The sequence below is a fragment of the Pseudomonas sp. MWU12-2037 genome, from assembly GCF_023242345.1.
Classification (GTDB): Bacteria; Pseudomonadota; Gammaproteobacteria; order Pseudomonadales; family Pseudomonadaceae; genus Aquipseudomonas; species Aquipseudomonas gingeri_D.
This window is the reverse complement of record NZ_JALLIZ010000006.1, coordinates 183215-207969: the sequence shown is the minus strand read 5'-3', so window position 1 is coordinate 207969 and position 24755 is coordinate 183215. Positions and strand designations below refer to the sequence as shown.

The following is a 24755-nucleotide window of genomic DNA, read 5'->3' as shown; positions in this document are numbered from 1 at the left end:
TGTCTTATTTGCACACGCAAAAAAAGTGCTCCCCGGTGACGGCCTCGGAAAATCCACCTAAAGTTTTCGTACTTCAAAACACCCGCTCAGGAGCACAAATCAGATGGACGTGAAACGCGTGGAAGTGGCCGCTTTCCAGGTCTGCGGCCCGCAGGTCCGCACCCGCAATCTGGATGAACAGCAACCTCGGACGGCAAGGATCGGCGGGCTGTGGGGCAGCTTTTTCGCCGAGGGATTGGCCGAGCGCATCAGTACCCGGCAGCCCGACTCGCTGGTGTATGGCGTCTATTCCGGTTACGAGTCCGATGCCAGCGGCTATTTCGATGTGACGGCTGCGGTGGCGGTCAGCGCGCCCGCGCCTGGCTATGAGACGCTGCAGGTACAGGCGGGTCCCTACCTGGTCTTCGAGGGCCGTGGCGCCATGCCGCAAACCGTGATCGACACCTGGGGGCGGATCTGGTCCTACTTCGAGCAGCATCCCGGGCAGCGTCGTTTTGCCACGGATTTCGAAGCCTATACCGGGCCCGACAGCGTGGCGGTGTATATCGGCGTCGTCGATTGAGCCGGGACTACCTCTTTGGTCGTATGTATTTTGTAGCCGATCGGTCTATATTGTGCCCATGACTCCGATAAACCCCGCACCGCGCAAGCCTGGCCGTCCGCCGAAAATCCCCCGGGAGAACCTGCAAACCCGCGAGATGCTGATTCGTTGCGGCACCGAGATCCTCACCGAGCGAGGTTTCATGGCCACGGGGATCGATACCGTGCTCAAGCGGGTGGGGGTGCCCAAGGGCTCCTTCTACCATTACTTCGACAGCAAGGAAGCGTTTGGCCAGGCAGTGCTTGAGAGTTACGCCGGGTATTTTGCCCGCAAGCTCGACCGCTGGCTGCTGGACGCGTCCCTGGCGCCTTTGCGGCGCCTGCGCGGTTTTGTCGACGAGGCCAAGGCCGGCATGGCCCGGCATGAATTTCGTCGCGGTTGCCTGGTGGGCAATCTCGGGCAGGAAGTGACGCTGTTGCCGGACAGTTACCGCGAGCAGCTGGAGGCGGTGTTTCGCAGTTGGGAGTTGCGTCTGTCACGCTGTCTGCAAGCGGCGCAAGCCGCGGGCGAGTTGGCGGCGGATGCGGATTGCGAGGCCTTGGCGAGTTTTTTCTGGATCGGCTGGGAAGGTGCGGTATTGCGCGCCCGGCTGGTGCGTAGCGATGCACCGTTGGAAATTTTCATGCAGGGATTTGTACGCAGTCTGGCAGGTTGATTTTTTTGGGTTTATTTCTAGGCGATCGGTCTAAATTGGAGGCAAGCATGTTCAGTGGCATCTTGATCGAAAAGGACGCGGACGGTTATCGGGCCAACCTGGCGTCCATCAGCGAGGCGCAGTTGCCGGAAGGCGATGTGACGGTGCGGGTGGCCTACAGCACCCTGAATTTCAAGGATGCCTTGGCGATCACCGGTGCAAGCCCGGTGGTGCGACAGTTTCCGATGGTGCCGGGCATCGATCTGGTGGGAACGGTGGAGCAGAGCAGCCACGCCGATTATCGGGTCGGCGATGGGGTGCTGCTTAATGGCTGGGGTGTCGGCGAAGGGCATTGGGGTGGCCTGGCGCAGAAAGCCCGGCTCAACGGTGACTGGTTGATCCCGATGCCAGCGGGCTTCACCCCGGCGCAGACCATGGCCATCGGCACCGCGGGTTTCACCGCGATGCTCAGCATCCTGGCCCTGGAGCGCAATGGCCTGACGCCGGATCAGGGCGATGTACTGGTGACCGGGGCTAACGGCGGCGTCGGCAGTTTTGCCGTGGCCTTGCTCGCGCGGCTGGGCTATCGGGTGGTGGCCTCGACCGGACGTACCGCCGAGCATGCCTACCTGCAGCAACTGGGCGCGGCCGAGATCATCGATCGCGAGACCCTGTCGCAGCCGGGCAAACCACTGGCGAAAGAGCGCTGGGCGGCCGCCATCGATTCGGTGGGCAGTCACACCCTGGCCAACGTCTGCGCCGGTATCCGCGCCAACGGCACGGTGGCCGCTTGCGGCCTGGCCCAGGGCATGGACTTTCCGGCCTCGGTGGCTCCCTTTATTCTGCGCGGCGTGACCCTGGCCGGGATCAACAGCGTGACGCAACCCAAGGCGCAACGAATCCTCGCCTGGGAGCGCCTGGCAAAAGATCTCGACCGTGGGCTGCTGGCGCTGATCAGCCAGGAAATCAGTCTGAGCGAGGCGCTTGAACTAGCACCGCGATTGCTCGCCGGGCAGGTGCGCGGTCGGGTGGTGGTGGACGTCAACCGCTAAGCCACAGGCGGCTAACCGGCGCTGCGCAAGGTGAAGTTGAGGCGCTCGGCCCCCAACTGTGGGTGATGGCCTTCCTTGATCGGCAGGACACCATGGAAACGCAGCCGGTCGACGCCGCCCCACACCACGATATCGCCGTGAAACAACGGGATGCGCCGGGTCTTGTCGCTGCGTTCGTGGCCGCCGAACAGGAAGATCGCCGGCAGCCCCAGGGAGACCGAGACCACGGGCGCGCTGAAATCGCGTTCGTTGCGGTCCTGGTGCAGGGACATCTTCGCCCCCGGCAGGTAGCGATTGATCAGGCAAGCATCGGGACTGAAGTGGGTAAACCCCGCCGCCTCGGCCGCCTCCACCGCCAGTTGCCGGAGCACCTCGGGCATTTCCGGCCAGGGTCGACCGCTTTGCGGGTCGATGCGGGTATAGCGGTAGCCGTCGCGATCGGTGGTCCAGCCCAGTTCGCCACAACTGCTCAGGCTGGCGGACATGGTGAACCCACCCGGGGTGACCATCTGCCGAAACGGCGCCTCTACCAGAACTTCGGCCAGGGCCGGCAACAGGCGCTCGACCCAGGGCAGGGCGAAGCCGCGCAGCACGCAGGATTGCGCGCCGATGGCTTCGAAGCGTTCGGGTTGCTGCAGGTCGGCGTCGGCAAATAGATCGAGGGTCATGGCAGGCTGCGGGTGGCGAGGTTTACAGGGCCTTGCTCGCTTTCACATCGCTGATGACATCGTCACTTTCACCATGAATGGCTTTCAGCGCGGCCAGGGCTTGCTCGTCGCTGCCGTTTTCCAGTTGGGCGAATTCGAAGCGACGCTCACCGTTGAGCTTGTATTTGATGACGTACTTGGTGGTGGGTGTGGTGTTCACGGCGATTCCAGTAACGAGAAGATGGACAGCGGTGGCGATTCAGCGCAATTTCGAGCTGGAGCGTCGGATGATGCGAATCGAGTGTGTCAGGTTCGGCTTGCGGGTAACGCTGATGGCGCGCTTGGTCACCACGGTATCAATGGTGATGTTCCAGAAACCGGTGCTCGGGATGGTGATCTTCGCCGGAAAGGTATCAAAGGCGCCGCCGTGGTAGGTGTGTCGGCCGCCATTCTTGAAACTGCGAAAGTTGGCGTCGTTCATCAGGCGGATGTTGCACGTCTGGGAGCATTCGATCACGACGATGTCGTCTTCGTTGAGGTGCTCGCGCTGGTGGATGAATTTCAAGGGCGTCTCCAGAAGGCTTTTTCTACAAAATCAAAAAGATAGCATGTGGCGCAGGGCGTTTTTAGCGCGCTGGCGGATTTATTCAACCGGCACGGGCGCCAGTTTGACGGATTGTGTAGGCTTGTCGCCATAAAAGTTGGATTAAATCCTTGAACTCGGGAGAAAAATCCCTTGAGCGCTGTCCTACCGTCTTTACTGGAGATTTGCTTATGAAGTGGGGTGTGTGGGCATTGGTTGCTCTGGCCATGAGCGGGTGTGCGAGTGTATCGGACATCGAGCAGTCACCGCCGACAATGAGCGTGATCTCAGGCAAGAAGCCCATGGCTTATGCTCAGTGTTTCGATACGCGGTTGAGCAAGGATCGCGGGCCTTCGTTGATCGAACCGTATCACAAGGACGGGGTCAAGGTGGTCGTACGTGACCAATTCTCCACCCATCCGTCGGCGGTACTGATTATTGAAGAGCGCTCCAGCGGCAGCAGCATCAAGGTCTTCGAGAGCATGTCGAATTTCCCCTTGCGCTCCAAGGCCGTGCTCAATGCCGCGGAGCATTGCATTTCAGGCTGAAGTTGCCAGCGCGCAGGCCCCGACGGGGCCTGCGGCTATTTGCACTTGACGATCACCGTACGGCTTTTGAAGTTGCCCACGTCGACGCCCAGGGTCTTGTCGCTTTCCTTGGGCGACGGGGTGCCGTCGGTGCCGACGATGGTGTAGCCGGTACCGGCACAGGAGGCATCGGCCTTCTCGTAGCACTTGGCCCAGGACATCGCCTCGCCCGAACAGTCGATAGCCAGGCCCTGCTGGCCGTTGTTCAGGTAGGTTTTGGACGCCGTGGCGCAGCCGCCAAGGGCCAGTAGAGCGATCAATGCCAGGAATTTGTTCATGCCGGCTTCAGTCCTTGTTGCCACGACGCCGGGCGGCGGGGGCGGGTGTATCTTCGAACACCGAGGCCACTTCAATGGCCAGGGCTTCGCTCGGGAACGGGCCGGCAACAGGTTCGCCATCGACACCGGTCAGCCACCATTGGCCATCTTTTGCTTGATTGATCAGGTAACCGTTCACGTTCTTTGCTGCCGACATCGATCTGTCTCATGGGCTGATGAAAGGTGCTGATGATAGCTCAGATCAAGGCATAAACCGTCAATAGCGGCTAGAGTTGCTGGCCGAAGCGTAAAGGTCGAGGCTTGACCGGGCCTGTGAGCGCCGGATGTAGCAAAATTTGACACAATCCCGGAACTATCTGCCGCCAGGTTTCTCTAGATTGACGTCAGTCTGCTATCAGCAGGGCATTGTAAGGTGGCCGCTGCCTGATTAGACTGCGCCGAAACTTGTACACACCGCCCTTTCAAGGACTTATATGATCAAGAAATGCTTGTTCCCAGCAGCCGGTTACGGTACTCGCTTCCTCCCAGCGACTAAAGCCATGCCCAAGGAAATGCTGCCGGTGGTGAACAAGCCACTGATCCAGTACGGCGTCGAGGAAGCGCTGGATGCCGGCTTGACCGAGATCTCGATCGTCACCGGTCGCGGCAAGCGCGCGCTGGAAGACCACTTCGACATCAGCTACGAGCTGGAAAACCAGATCAAGGGCACCGACAAGGAAAAGTACCTGGTCGGTATCCGCAAACTGCTGGACGAGTGCTCGTTCTCCTACACCCGTCAGACCGAAATGAAAGGCCTGGGTCACGCGATCCTGACCGGCCGTCCATTGATCGGTGACGAACCCTTCGCCGTGGTACTGGCGGACGACCTGTGCGTCAACCTCGAAGGCGACGGCGTCCTGACCCAGATGGTCAAGCTGTACAAGCAGTATCGCTGCACCATCGTCGCGATCCAGGAAGTCGATCCGCAGGAAACCAACAAGTACGGCGTGATTGCCGGCGACCTGATCGGTGACGACCTGTACCGCGTACGCAACATGGTTGAGAAGCCGAAGCCGGAAGATGCGCCGTCGAACCTGGCGATCATCGGTCGTTACATCCTGACCCCGGACATCTTCGCCCTGATCGAGCAGACCGAGCCAGGCAAGGGTGGCGAGATCCAGATCACCGACGCCCTGATGAAACAGGCCCAGGACGGCTGCGTGATTGCCTATAAGTTCAAAGGCAAGCGTTTCGACTGCGGCGGCGCCGAAGGCTACATCGAAGCGACCAACTTCTGCTTTGAGCACTTCTACAAGACCGGCAAGGCTTACTGATCAAGCCTGCTGTTGCAGAAAGCACTGCGTAGAAAGAAAGCCACCCACCCGGGTGGCTTTTTCGTTAGTGCGCCCTCATGTAGGCCTGACGCAGACCCAGAAGGCTACAGCGGGTATGCTGTGCGCCTGCCGAGGAGATTGAAATGGCCTACGATTTTGACCTGTTTGTGATTGGCGCCGGTTCCGGCGGTGTGCGTGCGGCGCGGTTTGCCGCGGGTTTTGGTGCCAAGGTGGCGGTGGTCGAAAGCCGCTACCTGGGCGGGACCTGCGTCAACGTCGGCTGTGTGCCGAAAAAACTGCTGGTGTATGGCGCGCATTTCGCCGAGGACTTCGAACAGGCCCAGGGTTTTGGCTGGTCGCTGGGCGAAGCGGGCTTCGACTGGGCGACCCTGATCGCCAACAAGGACAAGGAAATTCACCGCCTCAATGACATCTACCGCAGCTTGCTGGTCAACAGCGGCGTGACCCTGCTCGAAGGCCACGGCAAGCTGGTGGACCCGCATCAGGTCGAAGTCAACGGCCAACGCTACAGTGCCAAACACATCCTGATCGCCACCGGCGGCTGGCCGCAGATTCCCGATATCCCTGGCAGCGAGCACGCCATCAGTTCCAATGAAGCGTTTTTCCTCAAGGAACTGCCCAAGCGCATCCTGGTGGTCGGCGGCGGCTACATTGCCGTTGAATTCGCCGGGATCTTCCACGGCCTGGGCGCCGATACCCAGTTGCTGTATCGCGGTGACCTGTTCCTGCGCGGTTTTGACGGTTCGGTGCGCCGTCATCTGAAGGAAGAGTTGACCAAGCGCGGGCTGGGCCTGAACTTCAACGCCGATATCGAGCGGATCGACAAGCAGGCCGACGGTAGCCTCAAGGCTACCCTCAAGGACGGTCGCGAGCTGGAAGCGGACTGCATCTTCTACGCCACCGGCCGGCGGCCGATGCTGGACAATCTGGGCCTGGAAAACACCGGGGTGAAGCTGGACAAGAACGGCTTTATCCAGGTCGACGAGCAATACCAGACCGACGAACCGTCGATCCTCGCCCTGGGTGATGTCATCGGTCGTGTGCAGTTGACCCCGGTGGCCCTGGCCGAAGGCATGGCGGTGGCCCGTCGTCTGTTCAAGCCTGAGCAGTATCGTCCGGTGGACTACGCGATGATTCCGACGGCGGTGTTCAGCCTGCCGAATATCGGCACCGTCGGCCTGAGCGAAGAGCAGGCGCGGGAGCAGGGCCATGAAGTGCAGATCTTCGAAAGCCGCTTCCGGCCGATGAAACTGACCCTGACCGAGTGCCAGGAACGGACCCTGATGAAGCTGGTGGTGGATGCCAAGACCGACAAGGTGCTGGGTTGTCACATGGTCGGGCCGGATGCCGGGGAAATCGTCCAGGGGCTGGCCATTGCCTTGAAAGCCGGCGCCACCAAGCAGCATTTCGACGAAACCATCGGCGTGCACCCGACGGCGGCCGAAGAGTTCGTCACCATGCGCACGCCGGTTGCCGGCTGAACCATGGCCTTGGCCGCACCGCCGGACCTGAGCGACACCGACAGGCCGGTACAACCCCTGGCCCGGACTTACCCGCGGGGCTTGTTTATCGAGCCCCATGCCCATGTCTGGGGCCAGTTGCTCTATGCGATGTCGGGGGTGATGTGGGTCGAGACGCCCCACGAAGCCCTGGCGGTCCCGCCGCAGCGCGCGGTTTGGCTGCCGCCCGGTGTTCCCCACGGGATCCGGGTGGTATCGGACCTGCAGATGCGCAATATCTACCTGCGCCCGGCGTTGGCCGAAACCCTTGAAGACACGGTCCAGGTGATCGAGGTCGGCGGCTTGCTGCGCGAGCTGATCGTGCATCTGGTGGAGCAGGCCGAGGATCCCCGGGGCGACTATTACGAAGCGTTGGTCAACCTGGCGCTGCTGGAACTCAAGCGGGCACGCCGCGCATTTCTGAAGATTCCCATGCCCTCGGACAGTGACCGCCGGCTGATGAACCTGTGCCAGGCGGTCATGAGTGCGCCGTCGTTGGACATCTCTTTTGAGCAGCACGCGCAATCGGCTGGGGCCAGCGTACGAACCCTGGCGCGTTTGTTCCAGGGCGAGCTGGGTATGGGCTTCGCCGAATGGCGGCGCCAGGTGCAATTGGCGACGGCCGTGGCGGAGTTGATCCAGGGCGTGCCGGTCAGTCGTATCGCCCGGGAGCTGGGTTATTCGCCCAGCAGCTTCAGCGATATGTTCCGGCGCGCCCTGGGCGTTGCCCCGTCCCACTATCCGGCGGGCTGACGAGCACTGTTCCTGCAGAGGAGGGTGCTTTGGCCGAAAAACAGAAGCCTTTGACCGACGCCCCCGCTTTGCCGGTCATAGACTCTGGGCATTCCCTCACCGAGCCTGGAGTTCGTCATGAGCTACCTTGTTTCTCTCGTCATCGGCATAGCTGTCGGCCTGCTTTACGGCGGGCTCGACTTCCGTTCCCCGGCACCGCCCGCCGTGGCACTGGTTGGCCTTTTGGGCATGCAACTGGGTGAAAAGGCCTGGCCCCTGGGCAAGCAATTGGTCGCCGGCTGGCTGTCCTGAATCCCGCATTTTTCTCTGACTGGATACGTACTTTATGAAAGCCCTGCAATTTGCGAAAACCGGCGATCTCTCGGCCCTGCAACTGGTCGACGTGCCCACCCCTGTGCCTGCTGCCGGAGAAGTCCTGGTGCAGATCAAGGCGGCCGGCCTGAACCCCAGCGATGTGAAAAACGTGCTGGGGCGTTTCTCCTACACCACGCTGCCACGGATTCCCGGCCGGGACTTCGCCGGGGTGGTGATCGAAGGGCCGCAATCGCTGCTGGGCCAGGAAGTCTGGGGCACCGGCAAGGAACTGGGCTTTACCGGGGACGGCTCCCATGCCCAATACCTGACCCTGCCCGCCAGCGGTGTGGCGATCAAGCCGACGCACCTGAGCTTCGCCCAGGCCGCCAGCCTCGGCGTGCCGTTCACCACCGCCTGGGATGCCCTGGAACGCAGCCTGGTGAAGGCCGACACGCGTTTGCTGGTGATCGGTGCCAATGGTGCCGTCGGCAGCGCCGCGCTGGCCCTGGCGAAGATTCGCGGGGCCCGGGTGCTGGGCGCGGTGCGCCGTGCGGAGCAGGTCAAGGCGCTTCAGGACAAGGGCTTTGATGCCATTCAACTGGACAAGCCGGAAGACCTCGCGGCGTCGGTCAATGGTGTATTCCCCGGTGGCGCCGATGTGATCTTCGACACCACCGGCTTCTGGCTGCCGCCGGCCGTGACGGCCCTGGCGCCTTTCGGTCGGATCGCGATCATCGCCGCGCCGGTGGACGGCCATGTGCAATTGCCGGCACTGGCTTTGTACCGCAAGGGCGGTTCGGTGGTCGGGATCAACTCGTTGCTCTATGGCACCGAGGCCTGTGCGCGAATGCTCGATCAGTTCGGGCGCTTCTTTGACGAGGGCTTGCTGGAGCTGCCGACGGGGTTGCTGGAGTCGCCGCTGTCCGAGGGCCTGGCGCGTTATGCCGAGGTCAATCAGGGCGGTAGTGACAAGGTGATCCTGTTGCCTTGAGACCCTGAGTCGAGCCGGGGACCTGCGCAAATATCGGCGGCTTGAGCTACAACTGTCTTGCTCATTCAAGGAGACGACTCAATGTTTGCTCACTGGTCCCTGGCAGCGCTTCACCTTCTGGCGTTCGGTATCGCCCTGGCGGCGGTCCTCGCACGCGGCGGGGCCTTGCGTCGTCTCACCGGCACCAGTCCGGCCGAGCTGCGGCAGGTGTTTGTCTGGGACAATCTCTGGGGTATCAGCGCCGGTGTCCTGTTGATCACCGGTGGCCTGCGCGCTTTCGGCGGTTTCGAGAAGGGCACGGATTACTACCTGCACCAGCCGCTGTTCCACCTCAAGTTGACCTTGTTCGTGATTATCCTGCTGCTGGAACTGGCGCCGATGATCACCTTGATCAAATGGCGTATCGCCCGGAAGAAGGGCTCGGTCATCGATATCGGCCGCGCCCGGCTATTCGCGCGGATCAGCCATATCGAAGCCTTGTTGATCATGCTGATGGTGATTGCCGCCAGCGGCATGGCCCGGGGGTTCCTGGCCGGGTAGCTGGGGAATCAGGGCTGCAGGTGCAGACTTGCGCGGATTCCATTGACCACCGGCTCCACGCTCTTGTAACCGTCCGCCGACCCGGCATAAAGCAAGGAATACGCCTTGCCGTCGCGGGCTGCGGCCACCAGGGTCTGGGTCATCACGTGCCCGCCGTTCTGGGTGATGGTGCAGGTAGTCTCTACCGCCGCCATGCCGCCCAGGGTGCTGTCGTGAATGCGATTGCAGACACTCATGAAACCGCGCTCGACGAAGTTCTTCTGCACCGCCTTGCGCATCTCCAGCAATACCCCGGGGAGGTTGACTGCATGGTCGGGGTTGAGTCCCGACTCGGTCAACTCCATGACCATCAGCGGGTCGCCGTTGGCATCATTCTTCACCGCGCGCTGGCGCAGGCCACTGATCGCTTCGCCCGCAGCGTTCTGGGCCGGAGGCAGGGTCTGTACTTCCCAGTCGCCGGGCCAGGTGATGATCAGGTCGTCAGCCAGGGCCGAGGAGCAGCCCAGCAACAGGACAAGGGCGGTAAAACAGGCACGACATTGCACGGGGGTCATGGGAGGGCACTGATCGAGAGGCTGAAGTTGATTGTTACAGTGTATCAATACTCCACGTGTCATGGCTGATAAAACTGCCCCAGCAATAGACCGTTACTCAGCTAACCCTTTGCTTCTCAAGCTTAATCCCGGACAATCGCGCCCCTCTTATGGCCGGGGCGCTGCCAGTGACATGCTTTTTATCCGCCCCGGTCGCGTGGTAATGACCGGCTAACGGAGATTCGACCGGATGAATGACCAGGCCAACAGCGTCGACGAACGCTATGAATCGGCACCCGCTGTACTGAGCAGTTGGAGCCGCCAAGACACCACCTGGATGCTGGGCCTGTTCGGCACGGCCATCGGCGCGGGCACCTTGTTCCTGCCGATCAACGCGGGGCTCGGCGGCTTCTGGCCGTTGCTGGTCCTGGCGGTGCTGGCGTTCCCCATGACCTTCTACGCCCACCGTGGCCTGACCCGTTTCGTGCTCTCCGGGCGCGATGGCGCGGACATCACCGAAGTGGTGGAAGAGCATTTCGGCATCAAGGCCGGGGCGCTGATCACCTTGCTGTATTTCTTCGCGATCTTCCCGATCCTGCTGATCTACAGCGTGGCTTTGACCAATACCGTCGGCAGTTTCCTCGAACATCAACTGCACCTGGTGCCGCCACCGCGGGCGCTGTTGTCGCTGATGCTGATTCTCGGCCTGCTGGTGGTGGTCCGTTGCGGCGAGCAGGTGATCGTCAAGGCCATGAGCCTGATGGTCTATCCGTTTATTGTCGCCTTGCTGTTCCTGGCGGTGTACCTGGTGCCGCACTGGAACGGCGGCATCCTCGCCACGGCCGGCAGCCCGCCCGAGCCGTCGGCCTTGCTGCACACCTTGTGGCTGGCGATTCCGGTGATGGTGTTCTCCTTCAACCATTCGCCGATCATCTCGGCCTTTGCGGTTGACCAGAAGCGTCGTTATGGCACCCATGCCGAAGAGCGCAGCTCGCAGATCCTGTCGCGGGCGCACCTGCTGATGGTGGTGATGGTGCTGTTCTTCGTCTTCAGTTGCGTGCTGACCCTGTCGCCGGCGCAGCTGGCCGAAGCCAAGGCGCAGAATCTGTCGATCCTGTCGTACCTGGCCAACCACTTCAGCAACCCGACCATTGCCTTCGCGGCGCCGTTGATTGCCTTCGTGGCGATTTCCAAGTCGTTCCTGGGGCACTACATCGGGGCCAGCGAAGGCCTCAAGGGCCTGGTCGCCAAGAGCGGTCGCAAGCCGGGCGCCAAGGCCCTGGACCGGATGACGGCGGCGTTCATGCTGGTGGTGTGCTGGTTGGTGGCGACCTTGAACCCGAGCATTCTCGGCATGATCGAGACCCTCGGCGGGCCGATCATCGCGGCGCTGCTGTTCCTGATGCCGATGTACGCGATCCGCCGGGTGCCGGCGATGCGTCAGTATTCGGGGCAGATGTCCAACGTATTCGTCACGCTGGTGGGCTTGGTGGCGATTTCGGCGTTGATCTATTCGTTGTCGGCCTGACCTGAAACGCGATTTCCGTGGGAGCTGGCAAGCCAGTTCCCACAGGACACCTCAAACCCAGACGTCGTTACTGGCTGTCATTTCCCCGCCTTCGTCTCCGGTATTGACCACCCCCCGTGGTTCGATCAGCAGCATCCTGACCTCCTTCTCGGCATACGGCTTGTGCTCGACACCCTTGGGCACCACCAGCATTTCGCCGGCTGCCAGATGCACCTGGCGGTCACGAAAGTCGATACGCAGCACGCCTTCGAGGATGATGAATGTCTCGTCGGTATCGGCATGGGAGTGCCAGACGAAATCGCCTTCGATCTTCACCACCTTGAACTGATAGTCGTTCATTTCGGCAATGACCCGGGGTTTCCACTTGTCATCGAACAGGGCGAGTTTCTGCGCGAAATTGATGGGTGAAAGGGCTTGCGGGGTATTCATGGGCTGGACCTCTGAGCGGATGACTAAGACCCAGCCTAGCTGCATTTCAGTGTCGACCGCTTGTACGATTGTGCAGGCGCTGCATGTTCAGCCAGCGTCCCGGCGACTGACCGAAGGTCTTGCCGAACTGGCGGGTCATATGACTCTGGTCGGTAAAGCCGGCGATCAACGCCGCCTCGGCCAGTGATCGACCCTGAACCAGCAATGACCGGACGAGGTCCAGGCGGCGCATGCTCAGGTAGCGATAAGGGCTGGTGCCGAACAGCATTCGAAAATCACGTGACAGATTCCAGCGATCACGCCCGCTGTGTTCGGCCAGCTCATCGAGGGTAACCGTGCGATCCAGGGCGCTGTGAATGTACGCTCGAGCCCGTTCCGCCGCCTGGTAATCGAAGCTTCGCGGCTGGCGTGGTGCGCCACAGAGCGCATTCAGGGTCTGGGCCAGGTCGAACAGCGCGTCTTCCTCCTCCAGTGGATCAAGGACGTTGTCCATGCCCCGCAGCAGGGCTTCGGTGGCCCGGCGCAGGCGCGGATCGTGACTGATACCGCCTGGAACAAAGGGCAGGGGCTGCCCGCCCAGTGCCGATTGGATCAAGGAGGGTTGCACGTAGACCATGCGGTACTTGAAGCCATCCCGCGTCCCGGCCTCGCCGTCGTGCACCTCGTCCGGGTGCAGTACCAGGGTACCGCCGGGCAGGCTATGGCGCTGGCTGCCGCGATATTTGAAACTCTGCACGCCGGACAAGGTGCAGCCGATGGCGTAGGTGTCGTGGCGATGAGGGTCGAAGCCATGCCCGGAAAAGAACGCCTCGATGCGTTCCAGTGGGCTTGATTGTGGTGCTCGTCGGACCCAGTCGGTAGCTGCTGCGTGCTGATCCATGTGGCCTGGTGCTCCCTTTACCGTCCGAAGTAAGCGAATGGTAAAGGAAAACGCCGTTTAATCCTTCAATCGAACCACACCTTCTATCTCCACCGCCGCGCCACCTGGCAGGGACTGCACGCCGATGGCCGAGCGCGCATGTTGGCCACGGTCGCCGAAGACCTGGACCAGGACTTCGGAGGCCGCGTTGATCACCTCGGATTGCGCGCCGAAATCCGAGGGGGCCCGTACATAACCGGTGATGCGAACGATCTGCTCGACACGTTCCAGGTCGCCATCGCAGGCGGCGGCGACAATCGACAGGAAGTTCGCCGTGCACAGCCGCGCCGCTTCCCGCGCCTGCTCCAGGGAAATATCCTGGCCGACGATCCCGGTGTGGCGAATCTCATGGTTGAAGCGCGGCACCTGGCCCGATACCCACAGCAGGTTGCCGTCACGCACGCTCAATTTGAAGTGTGTCGGGACCACGAAGCTGTGCGGCGCCTCGTGGTAAACCGCCCAGAGCAATGCCTGGAACGGTTGTCGGACCTCGGAGAACGGCAGCCATTGGCGGATTTCAGCGCTCATGCCGCTCTCCCGCCGGTTGCTGCTCGGCGGCAAAGGCGCTGTAGCCACCGACATAACAACCGACCGGCTGCGCACTGCCTGCGTCCAGGTCCAGGCGCACATAGATATCGGAGGGTCGACCCATGGCCCGGCCCTGATGCACCAGGATTGGCTGTTCATTGGCCTCGATCATGCCGTACTCCAGCAGGCCGAACGCCAGGGCCGTGGCGGCAATGCCGGTGGCGGCGTCTTCGGGATAGCCCGAGGCCTTGGGGAATTGCCGGCTGTCGAACTGCCGGGCGATATCCGGGCGCGGGCAGAACAGATAGAGCCCGGTGGAGTCGATCTGCTCGCACAGGTCCTTGATGCGCGGTGAGTCGGGACGCGCGGCATCCAGCAGGGCCGGGGTCTTGACCGGAACCAGGGTCTTGATGCGGCTGGTGGCGGCGTTCAGGAACGGCAGGTCGAGGATGTCGTCCGCTTGCAGGCCGATGGCCTCGATGATCCGTGCCCGTATCTCGGCATCCTCGACCTTGCTCACCACGCCCGCCGGCTGGGAAATCTCGATAAAGGCGTCATCACCCGGCTTGCCCTGGATATGCGCGGTCACGGTGCCACTTTGGGTCTGGATGAACAGCTGCTGGCGGTCGAGCTTGCCCAGTTGTTGCAGCAGCCAGACGGTGCCGATGGTGGCGTGGCCGCACATGCTCATTTCATGCAGGGGGACGAAGAAACGGAAATGGTAGTCGTGGCTGGCCTGATCCTGCGGGGTGAAGGCAAAGCCGCTTTCATGGCCGTAGGCGCGGGCGATAGCGGTCATCTGCTCGGCGCTCAGGCCGTCGGCCGCGACGGCGATGGGGGCGGGGTTGCCGCCGCCCTGTTTCGATTTGAAGACTTCTACAACCTGTACATCACTCATACCTGACCTCACGACACGGTGGATAAGGTCGATTCTGGCAACGGACAGCGACAGGTTCTAGGTGGATCGGGTCCTGCAAGCGAACGTTTGGGCCATGACCTCAATGTGGCTTGCGCAGGTCGCTGGGCACCAGGCCCAGGTAGCGCTTGAACAGGCGCGCCAGGTAGGAAGGCGAATCGATGCCCACGGCCAGGCTGACCTCGAGGATCGACAGGGAACTGCTGGAGATCAGTTGGGCGGCGGTTTCGACCCGGGTGCGATTGGTAAAATCCACCAGGGTTTCATCGGTGCAGGCCTTGAACAGGCGGGTGAGGTGGCGCCGCGACAGGTGGAACTGATAGCCGATAAGGTCGACATTCAGCTCGTCCTGCAGGTGTTCGCGCACGTAGCGCTGGATATCGCGGACCAGCAGGGCATTGCGCTGGCTATCGCTGTGCTGCGTCGGCGGTTGCTGGCGGGCAATCAGTCGGGCGCATTCTTCGAACAGCAGGTGGTTGAGGTGCGGGACCTGGCGTTGGAAGGCTTCGGCCGAGCATCCCGACGCCAGCTGGTCGTGCAGGCGCAGGATGCTGTCGAGGGTCTCGCTGCCTTGCCAGATCCCCGAACGATCAGCCTGTTCGGCAAAGGCCTGGTAGCCGTCGAGCCGACCCTGGTGATTGATGTAGTGCGAGTCGACGTAGAGCACCACGTGTTTCTCCCGACCCGGGGCGGCCTGGGTCGAGTGGGCGAAATCCGCTGGCACCAGGGAAAAGGCCTGGCGCGAGACATGGAGCGCATTGGTGTGGCTTTCGGTCGACAGAAACAATCCACCCTGGCGCGGTAACAGCAGCATATGACAGTCGTGGGCGTGCCAGTCCTGGGCATAACCTGTGCTTTCGCTGATCTCGAAGCGGAACACGTCGGGGGACATGCTGCTGAGCTTGGGCGATAAATGCGCCATGGGATCGACCTCCAGCGTGATTATTCAGATGTCTCGCGTCAGTCTATCCGTTAACGCGCCGGGACAAACGCCTGCTCGTCGTCCGCTTGCGGCCGCGACAGCGATTGCCAGTAACGCTCGCCCGCCGCGTCATCGTACAGGCCTTCCCAGCGCGCCACGACCACCACCGCCAGGGCATTGCCGACGATATTCAGCGCGGTGCGGGCCATGTCCATGATGCGGTCCACGCCGGCAATGAACGCCAGGCCTTCGAGGGGAATGCCGACGCTGCCCAAGGTGGCCAGCAGCACCACGAATGACACTCCCGGCACCCCGGCGATGCCCTTGGACGTCACCATCAGGGTCAGCACCAGGGTGATCTGCTGACCGAGGGACAGGTCGATCCCGTACAACTGGGCAATGAACACTGCCGCAATGCTCTGGTACAGGGTCGAGCCGTCGAGGTTGAAGGAATAGCCGGTGGGCACCACAAAACGGCTGATGGCCCGTGGCGCGCCGAAGGCCTCCATCTTTTCGATGATCCGTGGCAGCACGGTTTCCGAACTGGCGGTGGAGAAACCGAGGATCAGTTCGGCCTTGAGGATACGGATCAATCGGAACACCGAGAAGCCGCAGATCCGCGCCACCAGCCCGAACACCACCACGCCGAAAAACACGATGGCGGCGTACACCAGGGTCACCAGGCGCGCCAGCGGCCACAGCGAGGCGAAGCCGAAGTTGGCTACAGTCACCGAAATCAGGGCGAAAACCCCGAGCGGGGCGTAGCGCATGATCATATGGGTGACCTTGAACATGCTTTGTGAGACGCCCTCCAGCACCCCGACCAGGGGCAGGCGCAGTTCGTCCTTGAGGCTCGACAGACCGAGGCCGAACATCACCGAGAAGAAGATGATCGGCAGCATGTCGCCGCGTACGAGGGCGGCGAAGATATTCGACGGCACCAGGTTCAGCAGGGTGGTGATAAAGGCGTGGTTGGCCTGCACCTCGTTGGTGGTTTTCTCGTACTGGGAGATGTCCGTGGTGCCCAGCAGGCTCATGTCGATGCCATGGCCGGGCTGGAACAGGTTCGCCAGGACCAGACCGACAATAATTGCCACGGTGGTGATGATCTCGAAGTACAGCAAGGTCTTGAAACCGATGCGTCCGAGTTTCTTGCCGTCGCCGACCCCGGCGATACCGACGATCAACGAGGAAATCACGATCGGGATAACGATCATCTTGATCAGTCGGATAAACAGATCGCCCGCCGGTTGCAGGACGGTGCCGATCCACCAGGCCTTGTCCGCGCTGGAGTGGTTGAGGAGCGCGCCGACGGCGATGCCCAGCAGCAGACCGATGACGATCTGCCAGGCGAGGCTCAGTTTTGCCTTGTTCATGGTAGGAGGGTTCCCGTTTTTGTTGGAGGTCGATACAGGGGCCGGGGAGGCGGGCAATGGCTCGCCGGTGGGGCAGCTCGATGTTGAGCCGCAAATCCCCGGGCATGAGCGCCAATCGGGCCGGGCAAGCTCACGATTGGGCCATGTCTGATCCGGGCCCGGTGTCGATGGCTCTGTTAAACTCGGTGGAATTTGAAACGGATTGAGGTGTACCGATGAGCGAAGCGATTCGTCTGACCCAGTACAGCCACGGCGCCGGCTGTGGCTGCAAGATCTCGCCCCAGGTGCTGGAAGTGATCCTGGCCGGCAGTGGCGCGCAGAACCTCGACCCGAAACTCTGGGTCGGCAATGCCTCGCGTGACGATGCCGCGGTGTATGCCATCGATGAAGAGCGTGGCGTGGTCTCCACCACCGACTTTTTCATGCCGATCGTCGACGATCCCTTCGATTTCGGTCGGATTGCCGCCACCAACGCCATCAGTGACATCTACGCCATGGGTGGCGATCCGATCATGGCCATCGCCATTCTTGGCTGGCCGGTGAACCTGCTGGCCCCGGAAATCGCCCGTGAAGTGATTCGTGGAGGGCGCGCGGTGTGCGACGCGGCGGGTATCCCGTTGGCCGGCGGCCACTCGATCGACGCCCCCGAGCCGATTTTCGGCCTGGCGGTGACCGGTCTGCTGGAAAAGCGCCATATGAAGCGCAACGACACCGCGACGGCCAACTGCAAACTGTACCTGACCAAACCCCTGGGGATCGGCGTGCTGACCACCGCGGAAAAGAAAGGCAAGTTGCGCAGCGAAGACGTCGGCGTGGCCCGGGACTGGATGTGTACCCTGAACAAACCCGGCAGTCGCTTCGGCAAGCTGGCGGGGGTTACCGCGATGACCGACGTCACCGGCTTCGGCCTGCTGGGTCACCTGGTGGAAATGGCCGATGGCAGCGGCCTGACCGCGCGTATCGTGTATGAGCAGGTGCCGCGCCTGCCGGCCGTCGAGTATTACCTGGATCAGGGCTGCGTGCCCGGCGGTACCCTGCGCAATTACGACAGCTACGCCAGCAAGGTCGGGCCTCTGCGCGAATTGCACAAGCGCGTGCTCTGCGACCCGCAGACCAGCGGTGGACTGCTGGTGGCGGTCACCACCGAAGGCGAGGCCGAGTTCCTCGCCGTGGCTGCCGAACTGGGCCTGGAGCTTGAGCCCATCGGCCAACTGGTGGAGCGACAGAGCCACGCGGTAGAGGTGTATTGATGTCCCGTGATATCACCGACTACCGCAGTTTGTTTCTCAATGACACACCGATGATGGATACCCGGGCGCCTGTCGAATTCAACAAGGGCGCCTTTCCCGGGGTGGTCAACCTGCCGTTGATGACCGACCTCGAGCGGCAACGAGTGGGCACCTGTTACAAGCAGCACGGCCAGCAGGCCGCGATTGTCCTCGGTCACCAACTGGTGGGCGGCGAGGTCAAGGCGGCCCGGCTCCAGGCCTGGGCCGATTTCACCCGCGCCCATCCCGACGGCGTGCTGTATTGCTTTCGTGGCGGGCTGCGTTCGCAGATTGTCCAGCAGTGGCTTCGCGACGCGGGGATCGACTTTCCGCGCGTCGCTGGTGGCTACAAGGCGATGCGCAGCTTTCTGATGCAGACCGTTGAGCTGGCCGTGGCCCAGGCGGACTTTGTCTTGCTGGGGGGCATGACGGGCACCGGCAAGACCGATGTGATCGTTCAACTGGAAAACAGCCTGGACCTGGAGGGGCACGCCAACCATCGCGGTTCCAGCTTCGGCAAGCGCGCTACCGGCCAGCCGTCGAATATCGACTTTGAAAACCGTCTGGCCGTGGACCTGCTGAAGAAGCAGGACCGGGGCATCGAATCCTTCGTGCTGGAGGATGAGAGCCGCATGGTCGGGCGTTGTGCCTTGCCACTGACGCTGTTCCAGGGGATGCAACGGTTTCCCATGGTCTGGCTTGAAGACAGCCTGGAGAGCCGGGTCGAGCGCATCATGCGGGACTATGTGGTTGATCTCTGCGCGGAATTCGTCGCGGTGTATGCCGATCAGGGGTTCCGGTTGTTTGCCGAGCGACTGCTGGGCAGTCTGGACAACATCCACAAGCGCCTTGGTGGCGAGCGACACCAGCGGATGAAGGCCTTGATGCAGGCTGCGCTGGAGGAGCAGGAACGCAGCGGTGCGGTGGAGCTGCACCGGGGCTGGATCGAAGGTTTGCTGAACGAATATTACGACCCGATGTACGCCTTCCAGCGTGAAAGCAAAGGCGAGCGGATCGAGTTTGCCGGGGAGCAGGCGGCGGTGCTGGAGTATCTCAGGAACCGCCGCCAAAGGCGTTGAGTGGGTAGTGCGTCTTACAAGACCAGCATGGCCACCAGCCCGCTGACCACACCCACCAGCATCGTCAGCACCGCCACGGTCACCAGCACCTTGGCGTCGAACTCCTTGCGCAGCATCAGCAGCGACGGCAGGCTGATGCTCGGCAGGGTCAGCAGCAGTGCCACGGCCGGCGCGGTGCCCAGGCCCAGGGTCATCATGGTCTGCACGATGGGAATCTCGGCCGCCGTCGGGATCACGAACAAGGTTCCGATAATCGCCAGCGGTACCAGCCACAGCAGGCTGTTGCCCATGGCGCCATCCACATGGGGAAACAGCCAGACCCGCGCCGCACCGAGCAACAGCACCGCCAGGATATAGATCGGGATGGTGGTCCAGAACAGTTGCCACAGGGTCTTGCCCCAGCGTGCCATAAAGCTGCTCTGGTCCGGGCTGCTGGCATCGACCACGGCTTCCACCGCCGCTTCCGGCAAGGTTTCCGGACGGGCGACCCGTTGTGCCACCAGCGAAACCCCCAGTACCAGCACCAGGCCCGCCACCAGGCGAATCGCGGTAAAGCCCCAGCCCAGCACGAAGCCCATGAACACCAGGGTCGCCGGGTTGAGCACCGGGTTGGCGATCCAGAACGCCAGCGCCGCGCCCACCGAGACGTTCTGTCGACGCATCCCGGCCGCTACCGGTGCCGCGCAGCACGAACACATCATGCCGGGCAGGGCGAACAGCCCGCCGCGCAGGGTCGAAGCGAAACCGGCGCGCCCGAACAGGCGCAACAGCCAGTCGCGGGGAATCAGCACTTGCAGCAGCGAGCCGAGGATCACTGCCAGTACCGCGGCTTTCCAGATCGCCAGGAAGTACACCTGGGCGTAGGCCAGCGCGGCGGCGACCGGCGAGGCCGGGTTGTCGTTGATGATCGAGGCGCCGATGCTGTGGCTGTCGGCGGCGACGAAGGCCTTGGCGTAATAGGGCGACCATTTGACGTAGTACAGGCCGATGGCGGCGACGGCGAGAAACAGCAATGGTTTCCACCAGAGCGACCAGCCTCGGGCGGGGGCGGCTTGGGTAAGAGTGGGCATGGGAGGGTATCCGATGGATAAGGGGTGATGGGTGAATGATAACCCAGCGGTGGGCCTTCGCCAGCCGTTGGGCCCCCACGTGTGTTGAAGGTTTCGGCCTATCGGGGCGTGGGCGATTTCTTATAGCGTGCCGAGTGTGTACCTCCGCCATTTCAAGTCCGTATGGCGACCTGTTTGATGGCGTATTTCCCGACGACGCGTTGTGTTTTTGCGCAGAGGCGCGGGGTTGAACGGATTATCTCAGGTCATCGGCGGCAAGCGGCGCTTGATCGGTGTCTTCTTGACGATGGCGGTATTGGTTTCGGCATGATGGTTGAGTCGGTCCAGCAGCGTATCGAGCTGCTCCATATCGCGGACATGTAAACGGGCGATAAAACAATCGTCGCCGGTGACCTTGTCGCATTCGGTGAACTGGGGAATCGCCTGGATCTGTCGTTCCACTTCCTGCAACTGGCCGGGCAGGGGGCGAATACGCACGATGGCCTGCAACAGGTAGCCGAAGGATTTGGGTTCCACATCGACGGTGTAGCCCTTGATCACGCCGCGTTCTTCCAACCGGCGCAAGCGTTCCGCGACGCTGGGCGAGGACAGCCCGCTGACCTGCGCAAGAGCCTTGAGCGAACGCCGTGAGTCGCTCATCAGGGCGCTGATCAATAAGTGGTCGATTTCGTCAGTCATGGCGGCCTCGTTAGGTCAATCGCTAAAAATGCCTTGATAAGAAAGGCAGAAGCAAAGTCTAGCCTATTTCTGGCGCTGGAGAAGCGGCTGGAGGAATCGGCATACTTTTGCCATCTGTCCAAGGCTGACTCAGAGGAACTCATTCATGAACACATCACTGCATCGTGGCTCGCTGGAAATGGTCGCGGCCATGTTGATCTCGGGGACCATCGGCTGGTTCGTGCTGGTGTCCGGCCAGCCGGTGCTGGACGTGGTGTTCTGGCGCTGCCTGTTCGGTGCACTGACCTTACTGGTGATCTGCGCCGTGATGGGTTTTCTGCGTCCGGGCATCCTGACCCGCACTACCTTCCTGCTGGCGGTACTCAGCGGCGTGGCGATCGTCGGTAACTGGGTGCTGCTGTTCGCCTCCTATTCCCGGGCCTCGATTGCCATCGGCACGGCCGTCTACAACGTCCAGCCGTTTATGCTGGTGGGCCTGGCGGCGTTGTTTCTCGGTGAGAAGATCACCGCACAGAAATTGTTCTGGCTGGGTTTGGCTTTTGTCGGGATGCTGGCGATTGTCAGTGCCCACGGGCAGCCGGGAGAGAGCGGTGGCGAGTATCTGCTGGGCATCGGCCTGGCGTTGGCGGCGGCGCTGTTGTATGCCATTGCGGCGCTGATCATCAAGCGTTTGAAGGGGACACCACCGCACCTGATCGCGCTGGTCCAGGTCTGCACCGGGGTACTGTTGCTGGCGCCCTGGGCGCATATTTCGGCGTTCCCGCAGCAGGCAAGTGCCTGGGGCAGCTTGCTGACCCTGGGGGTGGTGCACACGGGCGTGATGTATGTGCTGTTGTATGGCGCGATCCAGAAGTTGCCGACGGCCATGACCGGGGCGTTGTCCTTTATCTACCCGATTGCGGCGATCTTCGTCGACTGGTTCGCTTTCGGTCACCAGTTGGTGCTGGTGCAGTGGGTCGGGGTGATTGCCATTCTGCTGGCGGCGGCGGGGATGCAACAGGGCTGGACGCTCGGCTTCAAGCGGGTGCTTGTGCGCTGAGGGGGTAGAAGCCGTCGGTCACAGGCTGCGGATTTTGTGGGAGCCGGCTTGCTGGCGATGAGGCCAGCAAGCCTTGCATTGATCTTGCGGACGTCATCGCCAGCAAGCCGGCTCCTACAGGTATTGCGCTGACCGCAGTGCTGAGTCCAGGGTCAGAACGCTTTCTATTGCGCCGAAACGTTGGCCTCAGGCGCCATTGCGATAACGCGCCGCCGGCAGGACCTGCAGGAAGTTTGGCAGCATCGCCAGCCGAGCGGCTTCCAGGGCTTGCCACTGGCCTTCATCGGGCAGCGGTGGAATGGTCACGGTTTCACGGCGATCAAAGCCCACCAGCGCCGCATCCACCAGATCATCGACTTCCATGACCGCCGACAGGTCCTCGATCCGCTTGCCCGAGCGTTCCCAGATTTCGGTGCGGGTGGCGGCCGGCAGGACGGCCTGCACATACAAGCCCTTGCCACCGAGTTCGATATTCAGCCCCTGGCTGAAGAACAGTACAAAGGCCTTGGTCGCCCCATAGACCGTCATCTGCAGTTCCGGCGCCAGGCCGACCACCGACGCGACGTTGATGATCGACCCCGTGCCGGCCTGGACCAGGCGCGGGGTGATTGCACTGGTCAGGCGGGCGAGGGCGGTGATGTTGAGGTTGATGACCTGGCTCACCGCATCAGGCGCCTGCTCCAGGAAAGTCCCGGCTCCGGCCATCCCGGCGTTATTGATCAGAATGCCTATCTTGGCGTCGTCGCGAACCCGAGCTTCGATACGGGCCAGATCGCCGGCATCGGTCAGGTCGGCCTGGACCACATCCACCGAAACTCCGGTTTCCTGCCGCAGCCGCTCGGCCAGGCTGTCCATGCGGGCCTTGTCCCGAGCCACCAGCACCAGGTCGTGGCCGCGCTTGGCAAAGCGGTCGGCATACACGGCACCGATACCGGTGGAAGCGCCGGTGATCAGAACGGCGGGTTTGACTGTCATGACGGTAATCCTCAGCGGGTTGATTTATTCATGACCATTGTCATGTTTAGTAAATATGATGGCTGTCATGTATACTGTCAAGCCTATTACCGGAGGTTTCCAATGAAGGTCAGTCGCGAGCAGGTGGCAGAGAACCGGCGCAATATCCTCGAAGCCGCCAGTCGGCTGTTTCGCGCCAAGGGTTATGAGGCGGTCACCGTGTCGGAGGTGATGAAGGCGGCGGGGCTGACCCATGGCGGTTTCTACGGGTATTTCGCCTCGAAGGACGATCTGGTGGCCCAGTCCCTGGCCCATGTGTTTTCGACGGCGGTGCCGGCGGGCGCTGACGTGGCGGGTTATGTCACGCAGTATTTGAGTTCCGCACATTTGAAGGACTGTGCCGGTGGCTGTCCGATGGCCGGGCTGGCATCGGAGACCAGCCGTCAGGCCCCCGAGGCGCGGGCGCAGATGACCGGGAGTATTCGCCGTCAGATCGAGAGTTTGAGCCAGGCCATGGCGGGTGCCACGGTCGAGGAAAAACGCCGTGCCGCTACTGGAAGCTGGGCCGCGATGGTCGGCGCCATGGTGTTGGCGCGGGTCTGTGATGACCCGCAGTTGGCCGACCAGGTGCTCAGCGACACGCGGGAGTGGTTACTGACGCAAGAGGTGGCGTCTGAGGCTTAGGACCTCAGTTGCCGATCACATACAGACAGATCGACAGTGTCACCAGTGATCCCAGGGTGGAAATCAGGATGGTGCTCGACACCACCGAGGCTTCGCGCTTGTAGTACTCCGCCAGCATAAAAGGTCCGGTGCCGGTGGGCAGTGCGCTCAAGAGCAGCGCCGAATTGGCCCAAAGCGGCGGCAGATGAAATACCTTGAAGGCCAGGAACCAGGTCAGCAGCGGGTGGGCGATCAGCTTGATCAGCACCAGCATTGTCGCGCCCTGGCGTGGGCCTTGTTGCTTGTGGGCGAGGAACAGCCCCAGGGAGATCAGCGCGCAAGGAATGGTTGCGGCGCCCAGCAGGCTGAGAAACTTCTCGAAAGGCGCCGGCAACGGTGCTCCACCCCAGGCCCAGAGTGCGCCGAGCAAGGGTGAAACCACCAGCGGATTTTTCGCCAGGGCCAGCAGCACCTTGAAGACGATCCGGTGCACCTGGCGTTCGGTCTGCAAGCCGATCTCGATACACACCAGGGCCAGTCCGAAGAGCACGCAGACCACCAGCAAAGAGGCGATCAACGCCGGCTCCAGGCCGTTCTGGCCGAGCACCATCACGCACAGTGGAATCCCGATATACCCGGTATTGGCGTAGGACGCGCTGAGGGCATCGATGCTCGCGTCGGCAAAATGCCCGGACTTGCGCCAGCGTAGCAACAAGGTCAGGACAAACATCGCCAAGGTACTGAGGGTAAACGCCAGGACAAATCCCGGGTGCCAGATCTGTTCCCAGGTCGCGGTCGCCGTGGCCTTGAATAGCAGCGCCGGCAGGCACAGCCAGACCACCATGCGGTTGATCTCGGAAGCCGCGTTGGGCCCCAGGCGATTGGTTCGACGGCAGATGAAGCCGACCAGGATCAGGGCAAAGATGGGCAGCAGGACGCTTAGTACGGAGGACATTATTGAAGCTGAAGCCTTGGTGGTAGGCGGGTGGGGAAGGGTAAAGGCGGAGATCGTTAGCCTGCAATCTTTATTCTCGGGGCGAGGGATTCGCTGCCTGGGTGA

31 protein-coding genes are annotated in these 24755 nt (G+C 62.1%); 15 read left to right on the top strand and 16 right to left on the bottom strand.

The features are described from left to right. The first annotated feature begins 103 nt into the window (after window positions 1-103). The 3 genes from M5B42_RS13305 to M5B42_RS13295 are packed head-to-tail and all read left to right on the top strand — an operon-like array spanning window position 104 to window position 2287. Window positions 104-562, top strand: coding sequence for a GyrI-like domain-containing protein (locus M5B42_RS13305; RefSeq protein ID WP_248746103.1), 459 nt, complete (start codon window positions 104-106; stop codon window positions 560-562). Window positions 563-620: 58 nt separating this feature from the next. Beyond that, window positions 621-1256 carry a TetR/AcrR family transcriptional regulator gene (locus M5B42_RS13300; RefSeq protein ID WP_248746102.1) on the top strand — a complete coding sequence of 212 codons (636 nt, stop codon included), beginning with the start codon at window positions 621-623 and terminating at the stop codon, window positions 1254-1256. 47 nt (window positions 1257-1303) lie between these two features. Next, window positions 1304-2287, top strand: coding sequence for an MDR family oxidoreductase (locus M5B42_RS13295; protein ID WP_103494653.1), 984 nt, complete (start codon window positions 1304-1306; stop codon window positions 2285-2287). 11 nt (window positions 2288-2298) lie between these two features. Here M5B42_RS13295 and alkB read toward each other — a convergent pair whose 3' ends face one another. Genes alkB through M5B42_RS13280 form a run of 3 tightly spaced genes read right to left on the bottom strand, consistent with a single transcriptional unit; the run spans window position 2299 to window position 3499 of the window. Then, window positions 2299-2955 carry a DNA oxidative demethylase AlkB gene (alkB, locus tag M5B42_RS13290; RefSeq protein ID WP_248746101.1) on the bottom strand — a complete coding sequence of 219 codons (657 nt, stop codon included), beginning with the start codon at window positions 2953-2955 and terminating at the stop codon, window positions 2299-2301. Window positions 2956-2977: 22 nt separating this feature from the next. Beyond that, window positions 2978-3154, bottom strand: coding sequence for a hypothetical protein (locus tag M5B42_RS13285; protein WP_177098710.1), 177 nt, complete (start codon window positions 3152-3154; stop codon window positions 2978-2980). A gap of 39 nt (window positions 3155-3193) precedes the next feature. Then, the gene (locus M5B42_RS13280; protein WP_100943791.1) at window positions 3194-3499 is read right to left on the bottom strand and encodes a DUF1883 domain-containing protein; all 306 of its coding nucleotides are present in this window, start codon (window positions 3497-3499) and stop codon (window positions 3194-3196) included. Window positions 3500-3708: 209 nt separating this feature from the next. Between M5B42_RS13280 and M5B42_RS13275 the strand changes: the two genes are divergently transcribed. Next, window positions 3709-4065 carry a hypothetical protein gene (locus M5B42_RS13275; protein ID WP_248746100.1) on the top strand — a complete coding sequence of 119 codons (357 nt, stop codon included), beginning with the start codon at window positions 3709-3711 and terminating at the stop codon, window positions 4063-4065. Between the two features lie 35 nt (window positions 4066-4100). On the opposite strand, the gene M5B42_RS13270 is transcribed toward M5B42_RS13275, so the two are convergent. Both M5B42_RS13270 and M5B42_RS13265 read right to left on the bottom strand, forming a co-directional pair. Then, entirely contained in the window at window positions 4101-4382 is a 282-nt protein-coding gene (locus M5B42_RS13270; protein WP_103494656.1) for a hypothetical protein, read from the bottom strand. A gap of 7 nt (window positions 4383-4389) precedes the next feature. Further along, window positions 4390-4578: a hypothetical protein gene (locus tag M5B42_RS13265; protein WP_103494657.1), complete on the bottom strand. Its 189-nt coding sequence runs from the start codon at window positions 4576-4578 to the stop codon at window positions 4390-4392. Window positions 4579-4855: 277 nt separating this feature from the next. Between M5B42_RS13265 and galU the strand changes: the two genes are divergently transcribed. From galU to M5B42_RS13235, 6 genes are all read left to right on the top strand, one after another. Then, a complete protein-coding gene (galU, locus tag M5B42_RS13260; protein ID WP_100943795.1) occupies window positions 4856-5695 on the top strand; it encodes a UTP--glucose-1-phosphate uridylyltransferase GalU in 840 nt (279 codons plus the stop codon). A 143-nt stretch (window positions 5696-5838) separates the two neighbouring features. Further along, window positions 5839-7197, top strand: a complete 1359-nt coding sequence (gene gorA / locus M5B42_RS13255; protein WP_248746099.1) for a glutathione-disulfide reductase — start codon at window positions 5839-5841, stop codon at window positions 7195-7197. Window positions 7198-7200: 3 nt separating this feature from the next. After that, window positions 7201-7968: a helix-turn-helix transcriptional regulator gene (locus M5B42_RS13250; RefSeq protein ID WP_248746098.1), complete on the top strand. Its 768-nt coding sequence runs from the start codon at window positions 7201-7203 to the stop codon at window positions 7966-7968. Between the two features lie 117 nt (window positions 7969-8085). Further along, on the top strand, window positions 8086-8259 hold the full coding sequence (locus M5B42_RS13245; protein WP_103494660.1) for a DUF1427 family protein: 174 nt from the start codon (window positions 8086-8088) through the stop codon (window positions 8257-8259). A gap of 34 nt (window positions 8260-8293) precedes the next feature. Further along, window positions 8294-9253 (top strand): zinc-binding alcohol dehydrogenase family protein, encoded by a 960-nt coding sequence (locus M5B42_RS13240; protein WP_103494661.1) that lies wholly within the window; start codon window positions 8294-8296, stop codon window positions 9251-9253. An 81-nt stretch (window positions 9254-9334) separates the two neighbouring features. Beyond that, complete coding sequence (locus M5B42_RS13235) at window positions 9335-9793, top strand: DUF2214 family protein (protein ID WP_152739375.1); 459 nt, start codon at window positions 9335-9337, stop codon at window positions 9791-9793. Between the two features lie 8 nt (window positions 9794-9801). On the opposite strand, the gene M5B42_RS13230 is transcribed toward M5B42_RS13235, so the two are convergent. Beyond that, a complete protein-coding gene (locus M5B42_RS13230) occupies window positions 9802-10347 on the bottom strand; it encodes a DUF4946 domain-containing protein (RefSeq protein ID WP_152739372.1) in 546 nt (181 codons plus the stop codon). Window positions 10348-10576: 229 nt separating this feature from the next. Here M5B42_RS13230 and M5B42_RS13225 point away from each other — a divergent pair, with 229 nt between their 5' ends. Continuing rightward, window positions 10577-11854: a serine/threonine transporter gene (locus tag M5B42_RS13225; RefSeq protein ID WP_103494664.1), complete on the top strand. Its 1278-nt coding sequence runs from the start codon at window positions 10577-10579 to the stop codon at window positions 11852-11854. Window positions 11855-11905: 51 nt separating this feature from the next. Here M5B42_RS13225 and M5B42_RS13220 read toward each other — a convergent pair whose 3' ends face one another. From M5B42_RS13220 to gltP, 6 genes are all read right to left on the bottom strand, one after another. Beyond that, window positions 11906-12283: a cupin domain-containing protein gene (locus M5B42_RS13220; protein WP_248746097.1), complete on the bottom strand. Its 378-nt coding sequence runs from the start codon at window positions 12281-12283 to the stop codon at window positions 11906-11908. 46 nt (window positions 12284-12329) lie between these two features. After that, window positions 12330-13163 (bottom strand): AraC family transcriptional regulator, encoded by an 834-nt coding sequence (locus tag M5B42_RS13215; RefSeq protein ID WP_248746096.1) that lies wholly within the window; start codon window positions 13161-13163, stop codon window positions 12330-12332. 57 nt (window positions 13164-13220) lie between these two features. Continuing rightward, entirely contained in the window at window positions 13221-13730 is a 510-nt protein-coding gene (locus M5B42_RS13210; protein WP_248746095.1) for a RidA family protein, read from the bottom strand. Beyond that, on the bottom strand, window positions 13720-14628 hold the full coding sequence (locus M5B42_RS13205) for a PhzF family phenazine biosynthesis protein (protein WP_248746094.1): 909 nt from the start codon (window positions 14626-14628) through the stop codon (window positions 13720-13722). The genes M5B42_RS13210 and M5B42_RS13205 overlap by 11 nt, the downstream gene beginning before the upstream one ends. 100 nt (window positions 14629-14728) lie before the next feature. Further along, window positions 14729-15568, bottom strand: coding sequence for an AraC family transcriptional regulator (locus tag M5B42_RS13200; protein WP_103494669.1), 840 nt, complete (start codon window positions 15566-15568; stop codon window positions 14729-14731). Between the two features lie 50 nt (window positions 15569-15618). Then, window positions 15619-16944, bottom strand: coding sequence for a glutamate/aspartate:proton symporter GltP (gene gltP / locus M5B42_RS13195; RefSeq protein WP_248746093.1), 1326 nt, complete (start codon window positions 16942-16944; stop codon window positions 15619-15621). A 215-nt stretch (window positions 16945-17159) separates the two neighbouring features. Here gltP and selD point away from each other — a divergent pair, with 215 nt between their 5' ends. Both selD and mnmH read left to right on the top strand, forming a co-directional pair. After that, entirely contained in the window at window positions 17160-18194 is a 1035-nt protein-coding gene (gene selD / locus M5B42_RS13190) for a selenide, water dikinase SelD (protein ID WP_248746092.1), read from the top strand. Further along, the gene (gene mnmH, locus M5B42_RS13185) at window positions 18194-19291 is read left to right on the top strand and encodes a tRNA 2-selenouridine(34) synthase MnmH (RefSeq protein ID WP_248746091.1); all 1098 of its coding nucleotides are present in this window, start codon (window positions 18194-18196) and stop codon (window positions 19289-19291) included. Before selD ends, mnmH begins: the two co-directional genes overlap by 1 nt. 14 nt (window positions 19292-19305) lie before the next feature. Here mnmH and M5B42_RS13180 read toward each other — a convergent pair whose 3' ends face one another. Beyond that, on the bottom strand, window positions 19306-20361 hold the full coding sequence (locus tag M5B42_RS13180; protein ID WP_103494673.1) for a permease: 1056 nt from the start codon (window positions 20359-20361) through the stop codon (window positions 19306-19308). A 240-nt stretch (window positions 20362-20601) separates the two neighbouring features. Continuing rightward, a complete protein-coding gene (locus tag M5B42_RS13175) occupies window positions 20602-21039 on the bottom strand; it encodes an Lrp/AsnC family transcriptional regulator (RefSeq protein WP_100943811.1) in 438 nt (145 codons plus the stop codon). Window positions 21040-21184: 145 nt separating this feature from the next. On the opposite strand from M5B42_RS13175, the gene M5B42_RS13170 reads away from it, so the two are divergent. Further along, window positions 21185-22078, top strand: a complete 894-nt coding sequence (locus tag M5B42_RS13170; protein WP_103494674.1) for a DMT family transporter — start codon at window positions 21185-21187, stop codon at window positions 22076-22078. Between the two features lie 186 nt (window positions 22079-22264). Here the strand turns inward: M5B42_RS13170 and M5B42_RS13165 are convergent, their stop codons facing one another. After that, the gene (locus M5B42_RS13165; RefSeq protein ID WP_248746090.1) at window positions 22265-23053 is read right to left on the bottom strand and encodes an SDR family oxidoreductase; all 789 of its coding nucleotides are present in this window, start codon (window positions 23051-23053) and stop codon (window positions 22265-22267) included. A gap of 102 nt (window positions 23054-23155) precedes the next feature. On the opposite strand from M5B42_RS13165, the gene M5B42_RS13160 reads away from it, so the two are divergent. After that, window positions 23156-23716, top strand: coding sequence for a TetR/AcrR family transcriptional regulator (locus M5B42_RS13160; protein ID WP_248746089.1), 561 nt, complete (start codon window positions 23156-23158; stop codon window positions 23714-23716). A gap of 4 nt (window positions 23717-23720) precedes the next feature. On the opposite strand, the gene M5B42_RS13155 is transcribed toward M5B42_RS13160, so the two are convergent. Next, window positions 23721-24650 (bottom strand): AEC family transporter, encoded by a 930-nt coding sequence (locus M5B42_RS13155; protein WP_248746088.1) that lies wholly within the window; start codon window positions 24648-24650, stop codon window positions 23721-23723. Window positions 24651-24755 lie beyond the last annotated feature (105 nt).